Genomic DNA, 20942 nt, shown 5'->3' on the forward strand with positions numbered 1-20942 from the left:
TTGGTATGTAAATAGGTGGTTAAATGATAGTTCGCTCTCATCCTGTTTGGATGAGGGCTTTTTTTAACCTCAATTTTATACAATCCTAACATAAATGTGAAAAATAGAACTGTAGAAATAAAGGAGGAAAATCATGTACGAAAAAGTAACCGCTAATCTGAATTTTGTGGAAAGAGAAAAAAAAGTAGAACAATTTTGGAAAGACAACCAGGTATTTGAAAAGAGTATTGATTCCAGAAAAGAAGGAGACACCTATACCTTTTACGATGGTCCGCCGACTGCAAATGGAAAACCACATATAGGTCACGTGCTTACCCGCGTTATTAAGGACATGATTCCAAGGTATAAAACAATGAAAGGTTATGCAGTTCCCCGTAAAGCAGGATGGGATACCCATGGACTTCCTGTTGAATTAGAAGTAGAAAAGCTTTTGGGACTGGATGGAAAAGAACAAATTGAAGAGTATGGTTTAGAACCATTTATTCATAAATGTAAAGAATCTGTGTGGAAATATAAAGGTATGTGGGAGGATTTCTCCAGTACAGTAGGCTTTTGGGCAGATATGGACAATCCATACGTAACCTATGATAACAATTTTATAGAGTCAGAGTGGTGGGCATTAAAGCAAATATGGGATAAAAAACTTTTATATAAGGGGTACAAAATCGTACCTTACTGTCCAAGATGTGGAACCCCTCTATCTTCCCACGAGGTTGCTCAGGGGTATAAGGATGTAAAAGAAAAATCTGTAATTGCAAAATTTAAGATTAAAAATGCACAAGATGAATTTTTCCTTGCATGGACTACGACACCTTGGACATTGCCATCTAACGTGGCACTATGCGTGAATCCAAATGAAACTTATGTAAAAGTGAAGGTTCAGGTAAATGAAAAGAACAGTGTAGTAAAAGAAGGCGAGGAAGAGACAGCTGTAGGAACAGAATACTACATTTTGGCAGAAGCCCTTCTTTCTGTAGTAGAAGGAAACTATGAAATTGTTGAGAAATATACTGGTAAGGATTTAGAGTATAAAGAATATATTCCCCTATTTGATTATGCATTTAATAAACCAGATGGTACGATTGGAGATCCTGGTGACAGAGGAAGTGTCAATGGGAAAAAAGCATTTTATGTAGTGTGCGATAACTACGTTACACTATCAGATGGTACCGGTATCGTTCATATTGCACCTGCCTTTGGTGAAGATGATGCCAATGTGGGGCGCAGATATGACCTGCCATTTGTTCAGCTTGTAGACGAAAAAGGTGAGATGAAGCCAGAAGTAACCGAGTTCCAGGGCTTGTTTTGCAAAAAATCAGATGAAGGCATTTTGAAGAAACTAGGAGAATTAAAATTATTATTTAAAGTGTTAAAGTTTGAGCACAGCTATCCATTTTGCTGGAGATGTGATACACCATTGATCTATTATGCAAGAGAATCCTGGTTTATAAAAATGACAGAAGTGAAAGAGGATTTAATTCGCAATAACAACACCATTAACTGGATTCCAGCAAGCATTGGAAAAGGAAGATTTGGCGATTGGCTGGAAAATGTTCAGGACTGGGGAATCAGTCGTAACCGTTATTGGGGAACACCTTTGAATGTATGGGAATGTGAATGTGGCCATATGCACGCAATTGGAAGTATTGAAGAATTAAAAACACTTTCTTCAAACTGTCCAGATGATATTGAACTCCACAGACCATTTATTGATGCCGTAACCATTCCTTGTGAAAAATGTGGAAAAGAGATGCATCGTGTACCAGAAGTAATTGACTGTTGGTTTGATTCAGGAGCAATGCCATTCGCACAGCATCATTATCCATTTGAAAATCAAGAACTGTTTCAGCAGCAGTTTCCAGCAGACTTTATTTCAGAAGCAGTAGACCAGACAAGAGGATGGTTTTACTCCTTACTTGCTATTTCTACGCTGATTTTTAACAAAGCACCATATAAAAACGTAATTGTATTAGGTCATGTGCAGGATGAAAATGGTCAAAAAATGTCAAAGTCTAAAGGTAATGCAGTAGATCCATTTGAGGCACTGAATGAATACGGTGCAGATGCAATTCGTTGGTATTTTTATGTAAACAGCGCACCTTGGCTGCCAAATAGATTTCATGGAAAAGCAGTAGTAGAAGGACAGCGTAAATTTATGGGTACCTTGTGGAATACCTATGCATTTTTTGTATTATACGCGAATATTGATCAATTTGATGCAACAAAATATACTTTGGAATATGATAAACTAAATGTAATGGATAAATGGCTTTTATCCCGACTAAATACAGTAATTAAAACCGTAGATGAAAATCTGTCTCAGTATAAAATTCCAGAGACTGCCAGAGCGTTACAGCAATTTGTGGATGAAATGAGTAACTGGTATGTCAGACGTGGACGTGAACGGTTCTGGTCGAAGGGAATGGAGCAGGATAAGATTAATGCATATATGACACTGTATACTGCATTAGTGACAATTTGTAAGGTGGCAGCACCTATGATACCGTTTATGACAGAAGATATTTATCAAAATTTGGTTCAAAGCATCGATCAGTCACAGCCAGAAAGTATTCATTTGTGTGATTTTCCACAGTGGGACAGTGCATTTGTAGATGAGCAGCTGGAAAAAGATATGGAAGCTGTATTAGATATTGTTGTGTTAGGCCGTGCATGTCGGAATGAGGCAAATATAAAAAACAGGCAGCCAGTTGGTTCTATGTATGTGAAGGCAGAGTTTGAATTATCTGAATATTATAAAGAAATAATAGAAGATGAATTGAATGTAAAAAATGTATTGTTTACAGAGGATGTTCGTGAGTTTACAGCCTATACCTTTAAGCCACAGCTTCGCACACTGGGCAGAAGATTTGGAAAACAAATTAATGCACTGAAGGAATGCCTTGCAGCATTAGATGGAAACCTTGCCATGGACGAATTAAATGAAAAGGGAACGTTGACAATACAATTTGAGGGAAAAGAAGAAGTATTAGAAAAAGAAGATCTTTTGATTGAAGCGGCAAAGAAAGAAGGCTATGTATCAGATTCGGATCGTGGCATAACGGTAGTACTAGATACAAATCTTACAGACGAATTAATAGAAGAAGGCTTTGTATTTGAAATAATTAGTAAAATTCAAACTATGCGTAAAGATGCAGGTTTTGAAGTCATGGATAGAATTACTGTTTTTGTAAATAATAATAATAAAATCGAAGAAATTATTGAAAGAAATAGTGCCACAATTAAAAATAAGGTCTTGGCAAATGCTATTAGCACAGAGGAAGTAAAAGGTTTTATTAAGGAATGGAACATCAATGGTGAAGCCGTTATTATGGCGGTAGAACGCAACTAGCACATTATCTTTCTGGTAATGATTAATGGAATCTTTTGTGTGAAATCACAAGGATTCCATTTTTTATAAATTTAAGTTTTTGTAGTATGCATATTTCCAACATATTCATAATGTAGTATAATGAATCATATTTACATGAGTTTAATGTAAATAATTACGGAGAGGAGGTAATTTATGATTCAAATTAAGAAAGAGGAGTTTAAGAAAAACATCACAGATTATCTAAAAGTTCTATATCGGAAGGAAGCTGAGGAAGCAACTCAGCAGCAATTATTTCAGGCAGTTTCTTACGCGGTAAAAGACATTGTGGTAGATCAGTGGATGGCTACCCATAAGGAGTATGAAAAGCAAGATGCAAAGACAGTATACTACCTGTCAATGGAATTTCTAATGGGTAGGGCACTAGGTAATATGATTATTAATCTAAGTGCTAACAAAGTAATCAAAGAATCAATTGCAGAATTAGGATTAGATTTGAATGTAATTGAAGATCAGGAACCAGATCCAGCATTAGGAAACGGAGGTCTTGGTCGTCTTGCCGCTTGCTTTTTAGATTCTCTGTCAACACTTGGCTATCCGGCCTATGGCTGTGGAATCCGTTATAAGTACGGTATGTTTAAACAAAAGATTAAAAATGGTTTTCAGCTGGAGGTGCCAGATGACTGGCTAAGAGATGGATATCCATTTGAAATTAAGCGTTCCGAGTATGCTGTGGAAGTTAAATTTGGAGGATACGTTGCAATACGAAAAGATGAAAAGGGAAAAGATCGATTTATTCAGGAGAATTATCAGTCAGTCCGTGCAGTACCATACGATCTTCCTATTGTAGGATATAATAATAATGTGGTTAATACGTTAAGAATCTGGGATGCAGAAGCCATTGATACATTTAATCTGGATTCCTTTGACAAGGGGGATTACCAGAAAGCGGTAGAACAGCAGAATCTGGCAAGAACTATTTGCGAGGTACTTTACCCAAATGATAATCACTATGCAGGAAAAGAACTGCGTCTGAAACAGCAATATTTCTTTGTATCTGCCAGTATTCAGCGGGCGGTTACTAAATACATGGAAAATCACGATGATATTAGGAATTTATATGAAAAGGTTACATTTCAATTGAATGATACACATCCAACAGTTACGGTAGCAGAACTTATGCGTATTTTAATGGATGATTACGATCTGGAGTGGAATGAAGCATGGGATATCACAACAAAAACTTGTGCTTATACAAACCATACCATTATGTCAGAAGCATTGGAAAAATGGCCATTGGAGTTATTTTCAAGACTTTTGCCTCGAATCTATCAAATTGTGGAAGAAATCAATAGAAGATTTATAATTGAAATTCAGGAATGTTATCCAGGCAACTATAAAAAAATTGAAAAAATGGCAGTAGTATATGATGGCCAGGTTAAAATGGCTCATTTGGCAATTGTGGGAAGTTATTCTGTAAATGGTGTTGCAAGGCTTCATACGGAAATTCTAAAGCATCAGGAGTTAAAAGATTTTTACGAGCATTTTCCAGAAAAATTTAATAATAAGACAAATGGAATTACCCAAAGAAGGTTTTTGCTTCATGGAAATCCACTGCTTGCAGACTGGGTAACACAAAAGATTGGTGATGAGTGGATTACCAATTTATCTGCTATTGATGAACTTTCTATTTACGCGGATGATGAAAAGTGTCAAAAAGAATTTATGAATATTAAATACCAGAATAAACTTCGCCTGGCAGAGTTTATTAAGGAGAAAAATGGAATTGAAGTAAATCCACGTTCTATATTTGATGTACAGGTAAAACGTCTGCATGAGTATAAAAGACAGTTATTGAATATTCTGCATGTTATGCACTTATATAATCAGTTAAAGACAAATCCAGGAATGGAATTTTACCCTAGAACATTTATTTTTGGAGCAAAGGCTTCCGCTGGTTATCGTCGTGCCAAAGCAATCATCAAACTTATTACAAGTGTTGCGGATGTGGTGAATAACGATAAATCTATTGATGATAAGATTAAAGTAGTATTTATTGAAGACTATAATGTTTCAAAAGCAGAAATGATTTTTGCAGCATCAGATGTATCAGAGCAGATTTCTACAGCAAGTAAGGAAGCATCTGGTACAGGTAACATGAAGTTTATGCTGAATGGTGCACTTACATTAGGAACATTGGATGGGGCTAATGTTGAAATTGTTGAGGAAGTAGGAGAAGAAAATGCATTTATTTTTGGCCTGACCTCCGATGAAGTCATTCATTTCGAACAGAATGGTGGATATAATCCAAAAGAACACTATAATATTGATCACGACATTCGTAATATTTTAACACAGCTTATTAATGGCTACTATTCACCAGAGAATCCAGAACTGTTTCGTGAAATCTATAATTCATTATTAGAGCAAAATGGTGGCGAGAGAGCAGATCAATACTTTATTCTAAAAGATTTCCGCTCCTATGAAGCAGCTCAGAAGCGAGTAGAGGAAGCTTACAAGGATTCTACAGGATGGGCAAAGTCAGCTATCTTGAATGTAGCAAAATCAGGTAAGTTTTCATCAGACCGGACAATTGAAGAATATGCTACTGAAATATGGAAATTAGATAAAGTAAAGGTTGAGTTATAATAATGAAAGGGCTTGGTCAGAACAGTGCATTGTTTTGACCAAGTCTGAATTTATTTTAGGACGGGGATGCAGAATGCATTTTTCTAAATGTTACAATATAAGCAATAAAGAGCAGAACACATGCACCAACCCAAGCTAGAGGGCCAGCCAGACAAATCCCTGTATATCCGATTACCTTTGGCAGAGTAAAAGCAACAATGCTTCGTATTACTAATTCGATAACACCACCCATAAGAGGCCAAAAACTTTTTCCAATGCCTTGCAGCACGTTTCTGTATATGAAGAGAAGAAACAGAGATGGGAAGAAAATGGCACACATTTTCAAATATTCTCTGGCACCAGCATAGATTTCATCCAAAACCATCGGATCCACATCGGTAATAAATAATTTGGTCAGAGGTTCTGCAAACAATATGACAATAAAGCTGGCTGCGAAAGAAAAACCTAAGGTAAGAAAACTGCTTGCCACAACGCCTTTTCGAATTCTTGGTATATTGTCAGCACCCAGATTCTGTCCTGTGTAGTTTGCCATGGCTACTCCAAAGGTTGGGGCTCCCTGACATACTAGTCCTTCTACTTTACTTGCCGCAGTAAAGGCAGCGATTTTCACTGAACCAAACAAGTTTAATGAACTTTGTAATATAATAACACCAATTGCTGTAATAGAAAACTGAAATGCCATAGGAAGTCCCAGGGATAAATGTTTCCATGCAAATGTTGAATTTAGTTGAAAATCTTTTCTAGTTAGGTGTAAAATAGGATAATGCTTTATCATATAGAAAACACAAAGTATTACGGAAATAATTTGTGATACAACAGTTGCCAGCGCTGCACCTGCAACCCCCATCTTAAAAGTTACTATAAAAACAATATCAAGAATAATATTCAAAATAGAAGAAATAATTAAAAAGTACAGAGGGGTTTTGCTGTCTCCCAAGGCGCGCAAAATAGAAGAAGCCATGTTGTAAAACATAATAGCACCCGTTCCTGCAAAAATAATCATAATATAAGTATAAGCTTCCTGAAAAATATCATCAGGAGTATTCATTACTACAAGTAAAGGTCTTGCAATTACCATGGATAATGTGGTAAAAATAATGGTAGTGATGGTACACAAAAAAATGCTGGTAGCAACAGAACGGCGAACACCTTCTTCATCCTTTGCTCCAAAACGCTGCGCAACGATAACGGCAAACCCGCTGGACAGTCCCATGACGAATCCAAGGATAAGAAAAGACATGGAACCAGTTGAGCCTACAGCAGCAAGTGCTTTATAGTCAATAAACCGGCCCACAATGATGGTGTCTGCCATACTATAAAATTGTTGAAATACGGAACCTAATAAAATAGGAAGCGCAAAAAGAAATATTATTTTGGCTGGATTTCCAGTTGTCATATCATTTGTCATTTTAGTCCCTTCACTTTCTTCTAGTCCTATTTAGATTTTTTATGAAGTTCTAGAATAACATGCAGGATAATGAAATACAATAGTGTTATTTTTACTATAAAATGTATTTTATTATAGATTAATTAAATTAAACAGGAGGTTTATATGAAAACAAAACAATTACTTGGAATTATTGTTGCTGGACTTGTGTTTGTATTTGTGTGCGTATCAAGTGCAATAACAGAAAGGTTTTCAACAAGTTTTTCCGAAAGCATGAATGAAATATTACAAAGCAGCAGTACATCTTATAATTTACCAAAGAATGATTATGTAGGTGTAGTAAGAATATCTGGTACGATTCAAGAGGATGTATCAAGCAATGTATTTTCACAGGTAGAATATGATCATCAGGCATTACTTGATTACATAAGTGAACTGGAGGATTCGGAATCTAATCAAGCAATTCTTCTGGTAGTAGACAGCCCTGGCGGCACAGTATATGCCTCAGATGAAATGTATTTAAAGCTTATGGAATATAAGCAATTAACAGAGAGACCAATCTATGCATACTTTGAATCTATGGCATGCTCTGGCGGCTATTATATTTCTATGGCAGCAGATGAAATTTATTCCAATAGAAATTGTACAACGGGTTCTATCGGTGTTATTATGTCTATGACCAATTTAAAAGGCTTGTATGATAAATTAGGTATTAAAGAAATTAATATAACCAGTGGCGATAACAAGGCGATGGGCTCTGCTGGTGAAGATTTAACAGATGAGCAAAAGGATATTTTGCAGGCATATATCGATGAAACCTATGATACTTTTACGCAGATAGTTGCTACTGGAAGAGGAATGGAAATTGATAAAGTAAAAGAACTGGCAGATGGAAGAATCTATACGGCAAAGCAGGCAGAAAAAAATGGATTAATAGATGGAATTAAGCAGTATAGTGAAATGGAAAGCTATATTTATGAAAAGGAAGGAAGTCATGTTGAAATCTTTGAACCTGATTTATCAGGAGAATCTATTTTTAACGACCTTTTTGCAGCAGTCCAGCTTCAGAAAACAAAGTCAGATGCTCAGATTTTAACAGAGTATCTGGAGCATAAGGGAAATGGGGTGGCAATGTATTATGCAAACTTTGGAAACTAATCAGATGCTTTACGGAGGTTTTTTTGTACGTCTTGCAGCGTATATCGTAGATAATATTATTGTAGGACTTGTCCTTCTGACATTACAGATTCCTATGGGGATTATTACACTGCTGTTTGGGAAAAGTTTTTTAACAAGTCCTATATTATTTCAATTTTCAGCTTGGGATATCTTTTTATATTTATTAACAGTGGGGTATTTTGTGATTTTAACCTATATTTCAGGAAGTACGGTAGGTAAAAAATTATTTCATTTAACTGTTATAACAGCAGATGGAGAAAAGCTGACATTTTTTAATGTATTATATCGGGAAACAATAGGAAGATATTTATCAGCAGCTATTATTTTTGCAGGCTATTTTGTAATTGGTGTTGACCGGACGAAGCGAGGTTTTCACGATATGCTTTGTGATACCCTTGTAATTTATAAAATGTAAGAAAAAATTTGAAAATAATTATGTATTTCATCAAATGTTATGTATAAACATTATCGTCTTGGAGAGAATATGTACAGAGGTGATAATGGTGAAAGGACAAAATAACAAGCTAAATAATAAGCTAAAAAGTAAGAACTTTTATATTTGGATGTTATCTGGTGTATTGACGGTTGTCTGTATCTGTGCTGTGTGTTTCAATTTGCCTGAACTCAATAAATCCAAAGAGTTGACGGATTTAAATGAACCTAAGGTGGAAAGCCAAGGCAATGCTAATGTTGCGAATGAAGTGACAGATATTGCGGACAACAGTGAGAATAATGTTCCTCAATCAGATGAATCTGAAGAAATCAATTTGTTAGAACATGATATTTATGATGAAAATGAGAACGAATCAAGTCTGTCACAGGTAACTAAGCCTGTAGAAACAGTAGAGCCATCAGAGAATACAGAGGTTCCGACTGTTGCAATTCAGGAAGAGGAAGCAGTTTCTGTTATGCAGAATGATACGAAACCAATCAGTGAAAAACTGAGTTTTGATGAAGATGCTGGTCTTTTATGGCCTGCAAATGGAAATGTCATTATGAATTATAGTGATGAGAAAGGGATTTATTTTGCTACTTTAGGGCAATACAAGGTAAATCCAGCAATTTTGATTGGTGCAGAAGAGGAAACAGAAGTTGTCAGTGCAACAAAAGGGACAATTGATGAAATTATTGAAAATGAGGAAACAGGAACTACCATTAAAATGTCAATTGGAAATGACTATGTATTAACATATGGACAATTAAAAGACCTCAAAGTTGAAGTAGGTGATACTGTAGAAGAAGGACAGGTGCTTGGTTGTATTGCAAAGCCTACAAAGTATTATGTTGTGGAAGGGGCTAATTTATATTTCCAGGTTACACAAAATGGTGAGCCAGTAAATCCTTTGTATCTGCTTAGATAGTTTTCATTTTAAAAACATCATAAAATGCTAAGGGAGTTGTAAACATGTTATCGTTTTACAGCTTCTTTTCATGTTGTAAAGCCTTAGTCATTGCATAATATCAGTTGAAATGTTATAATTATAATGCATAATATTTTAGGAGGAGAAAAAGAATGAAAAAGTTAAGAACAGTGGTGGCATTGGTTTTGGCAGCAGTACTTGCTATTACCCCAGTAAATAATGTGAAGGGTGCAGGATTTAATTTTGCAGTTGCTCTAGAAACAGATTCCACTACAACAAATACGGGACTTATTATGTCTGATTTAAATCAACAGACAGTAAGTGTTCTAGAACCATTTTATATAACAGGAGGTTCAGATTCTGAGGTATCCCAATTAAATGCATATACTGTTATTGTACCTATGGGATACAAGACAGCAGCAGGTGATACATATTATGTTTCTATTCCTGTGAAAATTAATAAAAAAGGTTTATTAGCCATGGCAGTGGCAGATGCTTCTGGAACTGAAGTGGATGCTTCTCTGTATGCAGATGAAGCTTGTTCACAGTATGTAGGCGGATATGATAACCGGGCATTAATAGAGGAAGCAGGGACTTATTACATTGGAGTGGCTACTTCAAGTGCACAGGAAACAGCAGATTTGCTTTATGGAGTTGCCTTAAGCTTTATTTCAAGCGATGTACAGACGCTTACCAATAAAAAGTGGGGTGTTGCGGCTACTATAGATTATAACACACCAGTGTATATCAAATTTAAAGTGGCAAAGACATCTAAGGTTGTATTTGATATCGAAAGTGATTATTCAACATATGTTACAATATGTAATAGTAAAAAAACTGCAATTACAACAGAAGAAAGTGTGTATACCGATGAAGGTAAGGCAGCATTTTCACTAGCCAAGGGAACTTATTATGTCCGTATTAAAACTTCAAGTGATGTAATTAAAATTAAACCTACAATTACTGCTGTAACCAGTGGAGCAGGAACTTCTAAGGCAAAGGCAAAAACGATAAAGGTAAATGGTGGGAAAAAGACGGTTGTACTTAATGCAGCGGCTTCTACGTCAAAGGTTCAATGGCTGAAGTTTACTAATCCAAAGACTCAGGCAATTACTGTTAACATATTAACTAATATGACTTCAGGTGATATTGAAGTTGAATTCTTTAATTCAAAGGGCACAAGCTTTGGTGTAAAGACAGTTTATCCTGGCGTTAACAATGCAGATGGTTTTTCTCCATATGTTGGAGCTATTTATTCATCAGAAGGAACATTGCCAAAAGGAACGTATTATATGAGATTTAAGAAAACAGAAAAGAAAACTTCTGGTGTCTTAAAAGTAAATGTTACGAATAAGTAGAAAAGATGAACGCTTTTTAAGTTTGAGCGTATAATAAAGTAACTCTTGTATTCTTAGGAATTTAAGTGTAATTGGAGGCAGACGTACATAAGGTAAAGTTTGCAACCGAAACTTTTTTACCAGAGGTTTGCTTTCCAAAAAAATAATGTTAAAATACAAGAATATTCGGTTGCTTTATATAAATTTGAGGTGCTGTAGACATATGCAGCACCTCCCTTATAAATAATAAGTGGGGAAAAAATGAAAAAGCATACAATAATCTGATGCATGGGGGTTGATTATGAAAAAACAACTAGTTATTTTTTTATTTGGGTTACTCTGTATTTTTTTTCCGTCATTAAAGCTTCAGGCTGAGGTAACAGAAACTGGAATACCATATGAAGAAACGTTTCTTTTGTTAACAGAGTCAGGAGAAGAGGTACACATAATAGAGCCTAACTGCCTTGAGAATCTGGAGGATGTTAAAGCAGAAATAACAGGGATTTCAATACCCAGTCAGTGGACAAGGGATGTAATTATTCCAATACATATAAAACAAGAGGCATTTGCTTTTTTTACACTATCTGATGCAGCAGGCGCAGAAACTCTTTCGTTTGAAGTATATAAGGATGTTTCGTGTACCAGCATAATTTCAAGAGTTAATGATGGGATTGAATTTAAGGAAGAAACAGTATGTTATGTAAAAATTGGAGCAGAGCTTTTACAAAAAGGAGAAGATACTATATTTTTATTTTCTGTCACATGCTTTCAACCCAATGCTTCAACACTGGTAAATGGTGTAAAGCAAAGCTGCGTTTCTCTTGATGGTGAGAAGACAAGCTATTATGAAATTAAGGTAAATAAAACATCTCAAATAATATTGGACTTTTCGGGAAAAGAAATAAAAGCAGAAGCTGCTCTTTGCAATAGTGGAAAAAAAGCTTTGACCAATACGGTATGTATAACAGATAGTAACTTTAAGGCTGTATATACAGTAGAGAAGGGAACATATTTTATTCGGGTTAAGTCTGCAAACCTGGTTTATATAGTTCAGCCTACAATAAAAGCCATTACCTCCAGTGCGGGGACTACTAAATCAAAGGCAAAAAAGGTAGTTGTAAATGGTGCAGCAAAAACAGGTGTGTTTCTTGCAACCGACCGTACCATAAAGTCGTATTGGTTTAAATTTTACAATCCAAAGAAACAGTCTATCTTTTTATATGCGGCATCCTATTTTTCTACTGATACTCTTTCTATGTCTGTTTATCGGGCAAATGGGGACTGTTATGGTACGAAAGAACTGTTAGCGGGAATTAATTTGGCCAATGGGACCCAAATAGCAGACTTAGATGGAAATGGAAAGGTATTACCGTTGGCAAAAGGGACATACTATATTAAAGTAACAAAAAACGTAAAAAAAATGTGTGGTTATTTTAGGTTAAAAGTAAGTACTAAAAATTAAAAACCAGTTTGTTTCTTCTGAAACAAACTGGAATCGTATTACATGATACTTACAAAACGATACATTAATATAAAGTGACAGATGCTTCCGCCTAAGACAAACAGGTGAAAAATCTCATGACTTCCAAAATTCTGGTGTCTACTGTTGAAAATAGGGAGCTTTAATGCGTAAATAATGCCGCCAGCTGTATAAATGATGCCTCCTGAAACAAGCCATCCAAACGCAGCAGGTGAAAGCGAATTAATAATCTGAGTAAAAGAAAGGACACAGGTCCAGCCCATTGCAATGTAAATGAAGGAAGAAACCCATTTTGGGCAGTAAATCCAAAATGCTTTAATTAAAATTCCAATAAGGGCCATTCCCCAAATAATGCAAAGCATTCTTTGGCCAGTTTTGCCACCAAGAACAATTAGACAGATTGGAGTATATGTCCCAGCAATTAATACGCTGACCATCATATGATCAAATTTTTTCAGTATGCGGTTGATTTTTTCAGACTTATTTATTGAATGATAAATAGTACTGGCAGCGTACAATAGAATCATGCTGACAATAAAAATACCAAGTGAGAAGCTGTTAACCCAGTCAGGGCTGTGGGCAGCTTTAATAAGTAGCGGAGTAGCAGCAAATATCGCCATAAGCATTCCAATAAAATGAGTAATAGCACTTCCAGGTTCTTTTAATTGTTTAATTGCTTTCATATCAATACCTCATTTCTTTCTTATATCATTTATATTATTCCTATGTAGTAAGTTAGTATACGTTATCTTGTGTGAAATATTCATGTTGTAGTTTTCAATACTACATCATCTATATTTATATGCTACTACAATTTATGGTAAAAAGCAAGTGAAAAATAAATTTCTTTTAAATATAAGGCATGATATAATAAAAGCTGTTATTTAGTATATTTAAAATCTCATAAAAAATAAGGCAATAATGAGGTAAGTTGTGGGAAAGGAGTTACAATGGATATTCAGGTTGGAGATGTTATTAAATTAAAAAAACAACATCCTTGCGGAAGCCAGGAGTGGGAAGTGTTAAGAATAGGAATGGATTTCCGTCTCAAATGTTGTGGCTGCGGTCATCAGATTATGATTCCAAGAAAGCAGGTAGAAAAAAATATACGTGATATAAAACGAGCAAATTAGAATTTAGAAAAAATAGCTTGCTTTACCAGAAAAGCTGTGTTAAAATAATAAATTGTGAGACAATACAAAAAATTCCTTGTTCTCTATATATTAGAGAGCCAGAGACCAAAAGGAGGTGCACGTAGCTATGAATAAGTATGAATTAGCTTTAGTTGTAAGTGCAAAAATCGAAGACGATGTTAGAGTAGCAACTGTTGAAAAGGTAAAAGAATATATCGCAAAATTTGGCGGTACCATTACTAACGTTGATGAATGGGGTAAGAAGAGATTAGCTTATGAAATTCAGAAAATGAGAGACGGATTCTACTATTTCATTCAATTCGAATCTGAAGCAAATGTTCCTAGCGAGCTTGAGCAATCAGTTCGTATCATGGAAAATGTTATCAGATATTTATGCGTGAAACAAGAAGCATAAATAAAGGAGGGGTATCCCTATGAATAAAGTGATTTTAATGGGACGGTTAACTCGAGACCCAGAAGTTCGTTACTCACAAGGTGAAAGTTCACTTGCCATTGCAAGGTTTTCATTGGCAGTAGATCGCAGATTTAAGCGCCCAGGCGAGCCAGATGCCGATTTTATTAATTGTGTATCATTTGGTAAGACAGCTGAATTTGCAGAGAAGTACTTGAAGCAAGGTACTAAGGTTGCTGCGGTAGGACGAATTCAAACAGGCAGTTATACGAATAAGGATGGTCAAAAAGTCTATACTACAGACGTTGTTTTAGAAGAGGTTGAGTTTGCAGAAAGCAAAAATGCTAGTAATAACAACCATGATGGGACAGGTTATCAGCCTGCTCAGAGACCAGAACCTAGTCAGGCTGTTGGAGATGGCTTTATGAATATTCCAGACGGAATTGATGAAGAGTTACCATTTAATTAATCAGATTTTTTAGAACGGTAAGATCGTTTTATATAAAGAAATGAACCGAGAAAAGATAAGGAGGTCATGTTATGCCAGCAAATAATAGAGGCGATAGAAACGACAGAGGCGATTCTCCAATGAAGAGAAGAGGCGGACGCAGAAGAAAGAAAGTTTGCGTATTCTGTGCAGATAAAGAGAACAAAGCTATTGATTATAAGGATATTAATAAATTAAAAAGATATGTATCTGAAAGAGGAAAAATTCTTCCTAGAAGAATTACTGGAAATTGTGCAAAACATCAAAGAGCTCTTACAGTGGCAATTAAGAGAGCAAGACATATCGCTTTAATGCCTTATACACTGGATTAATCCCTTATTTATAAGGAATTATTAGCTAGTAAAAATATCTTTACACCAATATTACACCAAAGCGTGTATGTATAAAACCATCATATGTAAATATGGTGGTTTTTTGAAATTTACCATCAACTTCAATACTAATTAAATAAGCAATAAAAAAAGGGTAATCAGAGTATGAATTGGTTGTCCTTTTTAGTACCATAAAAGTGTAGCTGTTGGAGAGTAATTAACTCTGACATCTGCACTTATTTTATTATAATAGGGGAAGCAGTTGGTGTGTTGTATTGTAGATTTTTAAAATATGGTACTCGTTAATTGAAGTTTAATGCTACTATACTTAAGCAATACAATAATATATAGAATATTTGAAATATAAACCAGATAATATCAAAAAATTTATTCTTATTTGACATAATGGGAAATAGTGGTACAATAGTACATGTATAAACTAAAAAAGGAGGAATTATTTCATGTTGAAAGTAAAAAAAATTATAGGAGTTGGATTATTGTCTATATGTTTAGCTACAGTATCGCAGGTGGGTTTTGTAGCAAAAGATACTCAAGTAGTTCAAGCAGCTACACAAAAAGGCGAAATTATAAAAAGATGTTATGCTTATAGTAGACCAGATAATTCTAAAAAAATAACATCAAGGGAGGGTTGCTATTGGGAAGTTAGGAAAGGGCAAAAAGTTGAGATTATAAAAAAAAGTGGAAAATTCTATAAAGTTAAATACGTAAAGGCAGATCCTGGTAATTGTGCAGAATCTGAATGGTTAGAAAATGTGTATATACCAAGAGCCTGTATAGATTTATACTAGTTGAAATGTCTTTTTTAATGTATAGTTGAGTTAACACTTACGTTTAAACGTCTAATTATATTAGCGATATACCTGAGTACAAAGTCATTACACCCAGGGGTATGGATTTCCTATATAACCTTATCTAACAAATATTTGATGTACATGACGATGCTATTGTAAGTCGTTTTTAATTGAATAATATTTATATTGAGCAATGAAAAAAGGATAATCAGAGTTGGTTGTCCTTTTTTTGTTGCTTTGAACACATGCTGTCCTATCGGCAATACGGGGATGCACACATACTACCTTTTTTCTTAACCCAGGGTCGCGCAACTCTGGGTTAAACTTTTTAAAAGGGTAGTAAAAAATATTGAAAAGAAAGAAGGAGATGTACATGTGTAAAGTATTATCTGTCGTAAATCAAAAAGGTGGCGTGGGAAAAACAACCACAGCATTAAATCTTGGATATGCATTATCTGAAAAAGGAAAGAAGGTATTGCTAATTGACTTAGATCCACAGGGAAGCTTAACAATATCTTGTGGATATGATGACAATGACAACTTGGAAACAACCATTGCAACTTTAATGGCATTAACTATGGAAGATAGGCTGTTACCTGGAAAGAATAATTATATTCTTACGGTCGGTTCAATGGATTTAGTCCCATGTAATATAGAATTATCTGCTATTGAGGTGTCATTAGTAAATGCCATGAGCAGGGAAATGATTCTAAAAGCCATTAGTGGTGAATTAAAAGAAAATTATGATTATGTAATTATTGATTGCTCTCCAAGCTTAGGAATGCTAACGATTAATGCATTAGCAGCCTGTAATGGGGTTTTGATTCCAGTAACTCCAGAGTATCTTAGTGCAAAAGGTTTGGAGTTATTATTAAAGAATATTTTAAAGTTAAAAAGAGGATTAATCCGAGTATTGAAGTAAAAGGAATTTTATTAACTATGTATACAGAACGAATGAATTTATCAAAAGAGATTAGAAGTATGATTGAAACGGCATATGGAAAAGTTTTAAATATCTATAGTACTTACATTCCGAAATCAGTAAGAGTTGGGGAATCAGCATTAAGCAGTAAAAGTATTATAGAATATGATCAAAAAAATAAAGTGGCATGTTCTTATCGAGAGTTTGCCCATGAGGTGTTAGCAAATGACGTAGCCAATTAAGAAACTAACAAGCTTGGATGACATGCTTGGATTAAGTGGATTTTCTGAACAAAGCGAGGATACAGAAAAAGAAGGAGCAGTTAAGGAAATAGGAATTAATCAGCTGGTGCCTTTTCAAAATCATCCATTCAAGCTTTATCAAGGGGCACGATTGGATGATATGGTGCGAAGTGTAAAGGAATTGGGGGTTTTGTCACCCCTAATTGTGAGAACTATAAGCGGAAGATTTGGTACTTGTGAAATACTGGCAGGTCACAATAGATGGAATGCTGGCAGGGAAGCAGGACTAAATAAAGTTCCTGTAGTGGTCATGGATGGTCTGTCAGAAGAAGAAGCAATGCTCATCGTGACCGAGACAAATTTAATACAAAGATCCTTTAGTGATTTGTGCCATTCTGAGCGGGCATGTGTACTTGCAAAACACTATGAGGCACTAAAAGATAGTGTCAAATGATTTATGAAAAAAACAGAGTCTAAAAAATAGGCTCAAATGAACCTTGAAAACTGTAGATATGGATGCCGAAAAGCTCTCCGAGGGCTTAGGGCGTTGCCCTAAGTACCCACAAGGGACTTGTCCCTTGACCCATTCATGGGATCTGCCCTAACCCGTCCTCGCTGGAAGGCAGGAAAAGGGCGCAGTTGCCCCTTTTCTGCTAAAAAGGATAATCCGAAAACTTTATGTCAAGTAACTTTCGCGGCATATCCTAGTGCCTATCCAACGTAGTTGGCAATGCACTGTGGTATTCCACGGTTTACTTGACAACAGTTCCGCTTCATTTATATAGCTGCTTGTTTCTGTAGATTTAGTATTGTCTGCTGACCCAAAAAGATAAGTAGCTGCCACTTACCCGGCATGTTATCGGAACCCTTTAACATTTCAACCCCATTAAGCACTCTGTAGTTGGTATGCTTGTGAGGACGCAGGAAGTTGTAGTAGGCAACCCACAGAGCTAGGTCATAGTTGGCACCGTCGATGTTATCAAAGCCGTTTTGATGCAGAACATGTTTCAGTAAACGGAGAATGTGCAGGCAGTCATCAAGAAACAATGATTGATAAGCAACGCTCGGTTATTAGTAAATTTATTATGAATAGAAATGGTGATGAAGAAAATAAGACATATTCTGATGAGAGCATAGTATTAAACGAGTTAGAAAATTTAAATTATGGATGTATCAATAATATTAAAATTAATCAAGAAGTTATTAATACAAAAAGTGCATTATATAGCAAAAATGGTAATATAGATATTGATGGTACTAATATAAATTATAGTGGATTAATCTATGCACCTAATGGAAGTATCCCAATAATGAGCACTCGAGCCATACGGAGACTTGCGTGTTACTACAACGAAAAACTATATAGAAATTCTTTAACTTTAGGTACTTTTTCTAGTATAACATATTTCAAATAAGGTAATAAAATTCGAATTTAAGAAAAATTAAGTCAGAGGGATACTGGAAGAACGGTATCCCTTTTTAGATTGTTATTATCAATTCAAAAATTAGTTTAATGGAATTTATTATTTAATTCTTAGTTTTGCAGTATAACTTTAAGTGCAATATAATGATTCAAGTATGGTAGTAAAAAACTGATAAAAAACAATGGGTTTAAATTGATGATTTTTTTAAACTTTTAATGCAGACTATCTTTTCGCATTTCTGATTCGTTATACATTATAGAATGTAAAAAATAATTTTGACATTAGTAATAAATGAGAAAGGAGGATTTTGTGGACGCTGATTTTCTATTGATTAGGAAAATAAAGCAAGGGGATGAAAAGGCTTTTGATTTATTTATCCGTAAGTATTATAAAGAGATTTTGACATACTGCAATTATCATTGCTTTGATAAAGGATATGCCGAAGATTTAACGCAGGAAACCTTTGCGCGGTTTTTTGAAAAAGTATCTGATTATCATTATAAAGGGAAGACAAAAAATTACTTATATACGATATCTGGAAATTTATGTAGAGATTTTTATAAAAAGAAAAAAGAGATACCTATCAAAGACATGGAATTAAGCGAAAAAATAGAACCGGTAGAACATCAGATGTCAGAGGTAGAAAATAAACTTACTATTGAGTGGGCATTAAAGCAACTGCCAAATGAATTTCATGAGGTTCTTATTCTTTATTATTTTCAGGAACTTAAACTGAAAGAAATAGCCGATGTACTGAAAATAAGCCTGCCATTAGTGAAATATCGGCTTAAACAAGCAAAAATACAATTGGGAAAGCTATTGGGAGAGGAGGGAATATATGAGTTTGGAAGAACCACTTATGAACTATAGAAAAACAGTACAAGCAGAGACAGCAGAGGAAAAAATACAGGAAACAATCAGACGGTCAAAGGAAGTATTTTATGCAGTAGAGCAGGAGCATATGTTATCTTACCACGAATTTTTATGGGCACAGTTGAAATTAATACAGAAAAGATGGTGGATTTTTCAATTTGTACTTTTATTCATATTAAGAATAATGTTGTTATCCGCATATGAGGACAACTATATCCAAAGGGGTATGGGAGTTATGGCGTCATTGTTTGTAATTCTTATTATTCCAGAATTTTGGAAAAATAGATCATGCAGGTGTATGGAAATAGAAGAATCCGCCTACTATTCCCTGCGACAAATCTATGCAGCACGAATGGCATTGTTTGGTATAGTAGACATGTTGCTTCTTACTACATTTTGTGCAACAGTAACAGTGGAATTGCATTTTGAGCTTACCAAGTTGCTTGTTCAGTTCCTTTTGCCAATGATTGTAACAGCTTGTATTTGTTTCGGTACGTTGTGCAGCAAATATATTTTGAATGAAACTGTTGCAATTGGTTTATGTATTGTGTGGAGTGGATTATGGTCAATTATTACTTTAAATGAAAAAATATATGGAGTGATTACATTGCCAATATGGCTGGCTTTAGTGACATTTGCACTTATTTTCTTATGTATTACTATTTATCGTACTTTAAATAGTTGCAATAAATATTGGGAGGTGGCTATTAATGAAATTGGAATTGAGTGATTTAACCAAAAGTTTTGGTGATTTTACTGCTGTAGACCATATGAATCTTACTATGACCAATGGTGTGTATGGCTTGTTAGGTGTAAATGGTGCAGGAAAAACCACTTTAATGAGAATGCTTTGTACTTTACTGCGACCTACAAGTGGACATATTACTTGCAATGGAAAAGATATTTTTAAAATGGACGGGGAATATAGAAATCTATTAGGGTATTTACCACAGGAATTCGGATTTTATCCTGACTTTACAGTGCAAGATTACCTTCTTTATATTGCTACAATTAAAGGAATTCGTCCTGCTGTGGCAAAAAAAAGAGTAAAAGAATTAATTTCCCAAGTGGGACTTACCAAATCATCAAATAAAAAAATGAGGAAATTATCTGGGGGTATGAAGCGCCGAGCAGGAATTGCACAGGCAATGTTAAACAATCCCCATATTTTAATACTTGATGAACCAACCGCAGGTCTAGATCCCAATGAAAGAATACGCTTTCGTAATTTGATTAGTGAGCTTTCAGAAGAACGTTTGGTGCTGTTGTCTACACATATTGTTTCTGATATTGAGTACATTGCCAATGAAATCTGGTTAATGAGTGATGGAAAAATTGTTCGTAAGGGAACATCGGATGAAATTATAAATTCAATGCCTGAAAAAGTCTGGAAGTGTTTTGTAGAACATTCCTTGGTATCTGCAATTATGAAAAGATATAAGGTTTCTAATATGAAATCAGAGCCTCAAGGTGTAGCATTACGTATTATTTCGTCAGAAAAGCCTTTTCCTGAGGCAGTTTGGGTAGAACCGTCCCTTGAAGACGTATTTTTGTACTATTTTGGAGAAAAGGTTGGTGAGTAAA

The 20942-nt window shown here is 35.0% G+C and carries 19 protein-coding genes and 2 pseudogenes; 18 read left to right on the top strand and 3 right to left on the bottom strand.

The genetic code is table 11. The features are described from left to right. The first annotated feature begins 133 nt into the window (after positions 1–133). Together ileS and BM305_RS02405 are read left to right on the top strand one after the other, a co-directional pair. Positions 134–3349, top strand: coding sequence for an isoleucine--tRNA ligase (ileS, locus tag BM305_RS02400; RefSeq protein WP_092559106.1), 3216 nt, complete (start codon positions 134–136; stop codon positions 3347–3349). Between the two features lie 174 nt (positions 3350–3523). After that, entirely contained in the window at positions 3524–5977 is a 2454-nt protein-coding gene (locus BM305_RS02405) for a glycogen/starch/alpha-glucan phosphorylase (protein WP_092559107.1), read from the top strand. A gap of 55 nt (positions 5978–6032) precedes the next feature. Here BM305_RS02405 and BM305_RS02410 read toward each other — a convergent pair whose 3' ends face one another. After that, on the bottom strand, positions 6033–7385 hold the full coding sequence (locus BM305_RS02410) for an MATE family efflux transporter (RefSeq protein WP_092559108.1): 1353 nt from the start codon (positions 7383–7385) through the stop codon (positions 6033–6035). 144 nt (positions 7386–7529) lie between these two features. Here BM305_RS02410 and sppA point away from each other — a divergent pair, with 144 nt between their 5' ends. The 5 genes from sppA to BM305_RS02435 all read left to right on the top strand — a co-directional run bounded on the left by sppA (position 7530) and on the right by BM305_RS02435 (position 12703). Further along, on the top strand, positions 7530–8522 hold the full coding sequence (gene sppA / locus BM305_RS02415; protein ID WP_092559109.1) for a signal peptide peptidase SppA: 993 nt from the start codon (positions 7530–7532) through the stop codon (positions 8520–8522). Continuing rightward, a complete protein-coding gene (locus tag BM305_RS02420) occupies positions 8503–8958 on the top strand; it encodes an RDD family protein (protein ID WP_092559110.1) in 456 nt (151 codons plus the stop codon). Before sppA ends, BM305_RS02420 begins: the two co-directional genes overlap by 20 nt. Positions 8959–9043: 85 nt before the next feature. Then, positions 9044–9904, top strand: a complete 861-nt coding sequence (locus BM305_RS02425) for a M23 family metallopeptidase (protein ID WP_177214505.1) — start codon at positions 9044–9046, stop codon at positions 9902–9904. A gap of 152 nt (positions 9905–10056) precedes the next feature. Then, positions 10057–11262 carry a hypothetical protein gene (locus BM305_RS02430; protein WP_092559112.1) on the top strand — a complete coding sequence of 402 codons (1206 nt, stop codon included), beginning with the start codon at positions 10057–10059 and terminating at the stop codon, positions 11260–11262. 280 nt (positions 11263–11542) lie between these two features. After that, positions 11543–12703, top strand: a complete 1161-nt coding sequence (locus tag BM305_RS02435) for a hypothetical protein (protein WP_092559113.1) — start codon at positions 11543–11545, stop codon at positions 12701–12703. 38 nt (positions 12704–12741) lie between these two features. Here BM305_RS02435 and trhA read toward each other — a convergent pair whose 3' ends face one another. Beyond that, positions 12742–13404, bottom strand: coding sequence for a PAQR family membrane homeostasis protein TrhA (gene trhA / locus BM305_RS02440; protein WP_092559114.1), 663 nt, complete (start codon positions 13402–13404; stop codon positions 12742–12744). A gap of 267 nt (positions 13405–13671) precedes the next feature. On the opposite strand from trhA, the gene BM305_RS02445 reads away from it, so the two are divergent. From BM305_RS02445 to BM305_RS02475, 7 genes and pseudogenes are all read left to right on the top strand, one after another. Next, the gene (locus BM305_RS02445) at positions 13672–13854 is read left to right on the top strand and encodes a DUF951 domain-containing protein (protein ID WP_092559115.1); all 183 of its coding nucleotides are present in this window, start codon (positions 13672–13674) and stop codon (positions 13852–13854) included. A 127-nt stretch (positions 13855–13981) separates the two neighbouring features. Then, positions 13982–14269: a 30S ribosomal protein S6 gene (rpsF, locus tag BM305_RS02450; RefSeq protein WP_092559116.1), complete on the top strand. Its 288-nt coding sequence runs from the start codon at positions 13982–13984 to the stop codon at positions 14267–14269. A 19-nt stretch (positions 14270–14288) separates the two neighbouring features. Continuing rightward, positions 14289–14735, top strand: coding sequence for a single-stranded DNA-binding protein (locus BM305_RS02455; protein WP_092559117.1), 447 nt, complete (start codon positions 14289–14291; stop codon positions 14733–14735). A 71-nt stretch (positions 14736–14806) separates the two neighbouring features. Then, complete coding sequence (gene rpsR, locus BM305_RS02460; RefSeq protein WP_092559118.1) at positions 14807–15085, top strand: 30S ribosomal protein S18; 279 nt, start codon at positions 14807–14809, stop codon at positions 15083–15085. Between the two features lie 461 nt (positions 15086–15546). Further along, positions 15547–15894, top strand: coding sequence for a hypothetical protein (locus BM305_RS02465; RefSeq protein WP_092559119.1), 348 nt, complete (start codon positions 15547–15549; stop codon positions 15892–15894). 370 nt (positions 15895–16264) lie between these two features. Then, positions 16265–17061: pseudogene (locus tag BM305_RS02470) on the top strand (ParA family protein). Between the two features lie 22 nt (positions 17062–17083). Then, positions 17084–17515 carry a ParB N-terminal domain-containing protein gene (locus tag BM305_RS02475; RefSeq protein ID WP_143099117.1) on the top strand — a complete coding sequence of 144 codons (432 nt, stop codon included), beginning with the start codon at positions 17084–17086 and terminating at the stop codon, positions 17513–17515. A 323-nt stretch (positions 17516–17838) separates the two neighbouring features. Here the strand turns inward: BM305_RS02475 and BM305_RS19800 are convergent. Continuing rightward, positions 17839–18051, bottom strand: a pseudogene (locus BM305_RS19800) (transposase); the annotation flags it as partial. Positions 18052–18107: 56 nt separating this feature from the next. Between BM305_RS19800 and BM305_RS02490 the strand changes: the two are divergent. The 4 genes from BM305_RS02490 (at position 18108) to BM305_RS02505 (ending at position 20941) form a co-directional block, all read left to right on the top strand. Then, positions 18108–18476: a hypothetical protein gene (locus tag BM305_RS02490; protein ID WP_092559121.1), complete on the top strand. Its 369-nt coding sequence runs from the start codon at positions 18108–18110 to the stop codon at positions 18474–18476. Positions 18477–18794: 318 nt separating this feature from the next. After that, positions 18795–19355: an RNA polymerase sigma factor gene (locus tag BM305_RS02495; protein WP_092559122.1), complete on the top strand. Its 561-nt coding sequence runs from the start codon at positions 18795–18797 to the stop codon at positions 19353–19355. After that, a complete protein-coding gene (locus BM305_RS02500) occupies positions 19324–20088 on the top strand; it encodes a hypothetical protein (RefSeq protein ID WP_092559123.1) in 765 nt (254 codons plus the stop codon). The genes BM305_RS02495 and BM305_RS02500 overlap by 32 nt, the downstream gene beginning before the upstream one ends. Continuing rightward, a complete protein-coding gene (locus BM305_RS02505) occupies positions 20069–20941 on the top strand; it encodes an ABC transporter ATP-binding protein (RefSeq protein ID WP_092559124.1) in 873 nt (290 codons plus the stop codon). Before BM305_RS02500 ends, BM305_RS02505 begins: the two co-directional genes overlap by 20 nt. Position 20942 lies beyond the last annotated feature (1 nt).

It is taken from the genome of Anaeromicropila populeti (assembly GCF_900112775.1).
GTDB classification, from domain to species: Bacteria; Bacillota; Clostridia; order Lachnospirales; family Lachnospiraceae; genus Anaeromicropila_A; species Anaeromicropila_A populeti.

What these genes read in the sequence shown, in the direction of transcription:
- ileS (WP_092559106.1), top strand. Translation starts at nt 134, where the DNA reads ATGTACGAAAAAGTAACCGCTAATCTGAATTTTGTGGAAAGAGAAAAA.
- BM305_RS02405 (WP_092559107.1), top strand. Translation starts at nt 3,524, where the DNA reads ATGATTCAAATTAAGAAAGAGGAGTTTAAGAAAAACATCACAGATTAT.
- BM305_RS02410 (WP_092559108.1), bottom strand. Translation starts at nt 7,385, where the DNA reads ATGACAAATGATATGACAACTGGAAATCCAGCCAAAATAATATTTCTT.
- sppA (WP_092559109.1), top strand. Translation starts at nt 7,530, where the DNA reads ATGAAAACAAAACAATTACTTGGAATTATTGTTGCTGGACTTGTGTTT.
- BM305_RS02420 (WP_092559110.1), top strand. Translation starts at nt 8,503, where the DNA reads ATGCAAACTTTGGAAACTAATCAGATGCTTTACGGAGGTTTTTTTGTA.
- BM305_RS02425 (WP_177214505.1), top strand. Translation starts at nt 9,044, where the DNA reads ATGGTGAAAGGACAAAATAACAAGCTAAATAATAAGCTAAAAAGTAAG.
- BM305_RS02430 (WP_092559112.1), top strand. Translation starts at nt 10,057, where the DNA reads ATGAAAAAGTTAAGAACAGTGGTGGCATTGGTTTTGGCAGCAGTACTT.
- BM305_RS02435 (WP_092559113.1), top strand. Translation starts at nt 11,543, where the DNA reads ATGAAAAAACAACTAGTTATTTTTTTATTTGGGTTACTCTGTATTTTT.
- trhA (WP_092559114.1), bottom strand. Translation starts at nt 13,404, where the DNA reads ATGAAAGCAATTAAACAATTAAAAGAACCTGGAAGTGCTATTACTCAT.
- BM305_RS02445 (WP_092559115.1), top strand. Translation starts at nt 13,672, where the DNA reads ATGGATATTCAGGTTGGAGATGTTATTAAATTAAAAAAACAACATCCT.
- rpsF (WP_092559116.1), top strand. Translation starts at nt 13,982, where the DNA reads ATGAATAAGTATGAATTAGCTTTAGTTGTAAGTGCAAAAATCGAAGAC.
- BM305_RS02455 (WP_092559117.1), top strand. Translation starts at nt 14,289, where the DNA reads ATGAATAAAGTGATTTTAATGGGACGGTTAACTCGAGACCCAGAAGTT.
- rpsR (WP_092559118.1), top strand. Translation starts at nt 14,807, where the DNA reads ATGCCAGCAAATAATAGAGGCGATAGAAACGACAGAGGCGATTCTCCA.
- BM305_RS02465 (WP_092559119.1), top strand. Translation starts at nt 15,547, where the DNA reads ATGTTGAAAGTAAAAAAAATTATAGGAGTTGGATTATTGTCTATATGT.
- BM305_RS02475 (WP_143099117.1), top strand. Translation starts at nt 17,084, where the DNA reads ATGCTTGGATTAAGTGGATTTTCTGAACAAAGCGAGGATACAGAAAAA.
- BM305_RS02490 (WP_092559121.1), top strand. Translation starts at nt 18,108, where the DNA reads ATGATTGATAAGCAACGCTCGGTTATTAGTAAATTTATTATGAATAGA.
- BM305_RS02500 (WP_092559123.1), top strand. Translation starts at nt 19,324, where the DNA reads ATGAGTTTGGAAGAACCACTTATGAACTATAGAAAAACAGTACAAGCA.
- BM305_RS02505 (WP_092559124.1), top strand. Translation starts at nt 20,069, where the DNA reads ATGAAATTGGAATTGAGTGATTTAACCAAAAGTTTTGGTGATTTTACT.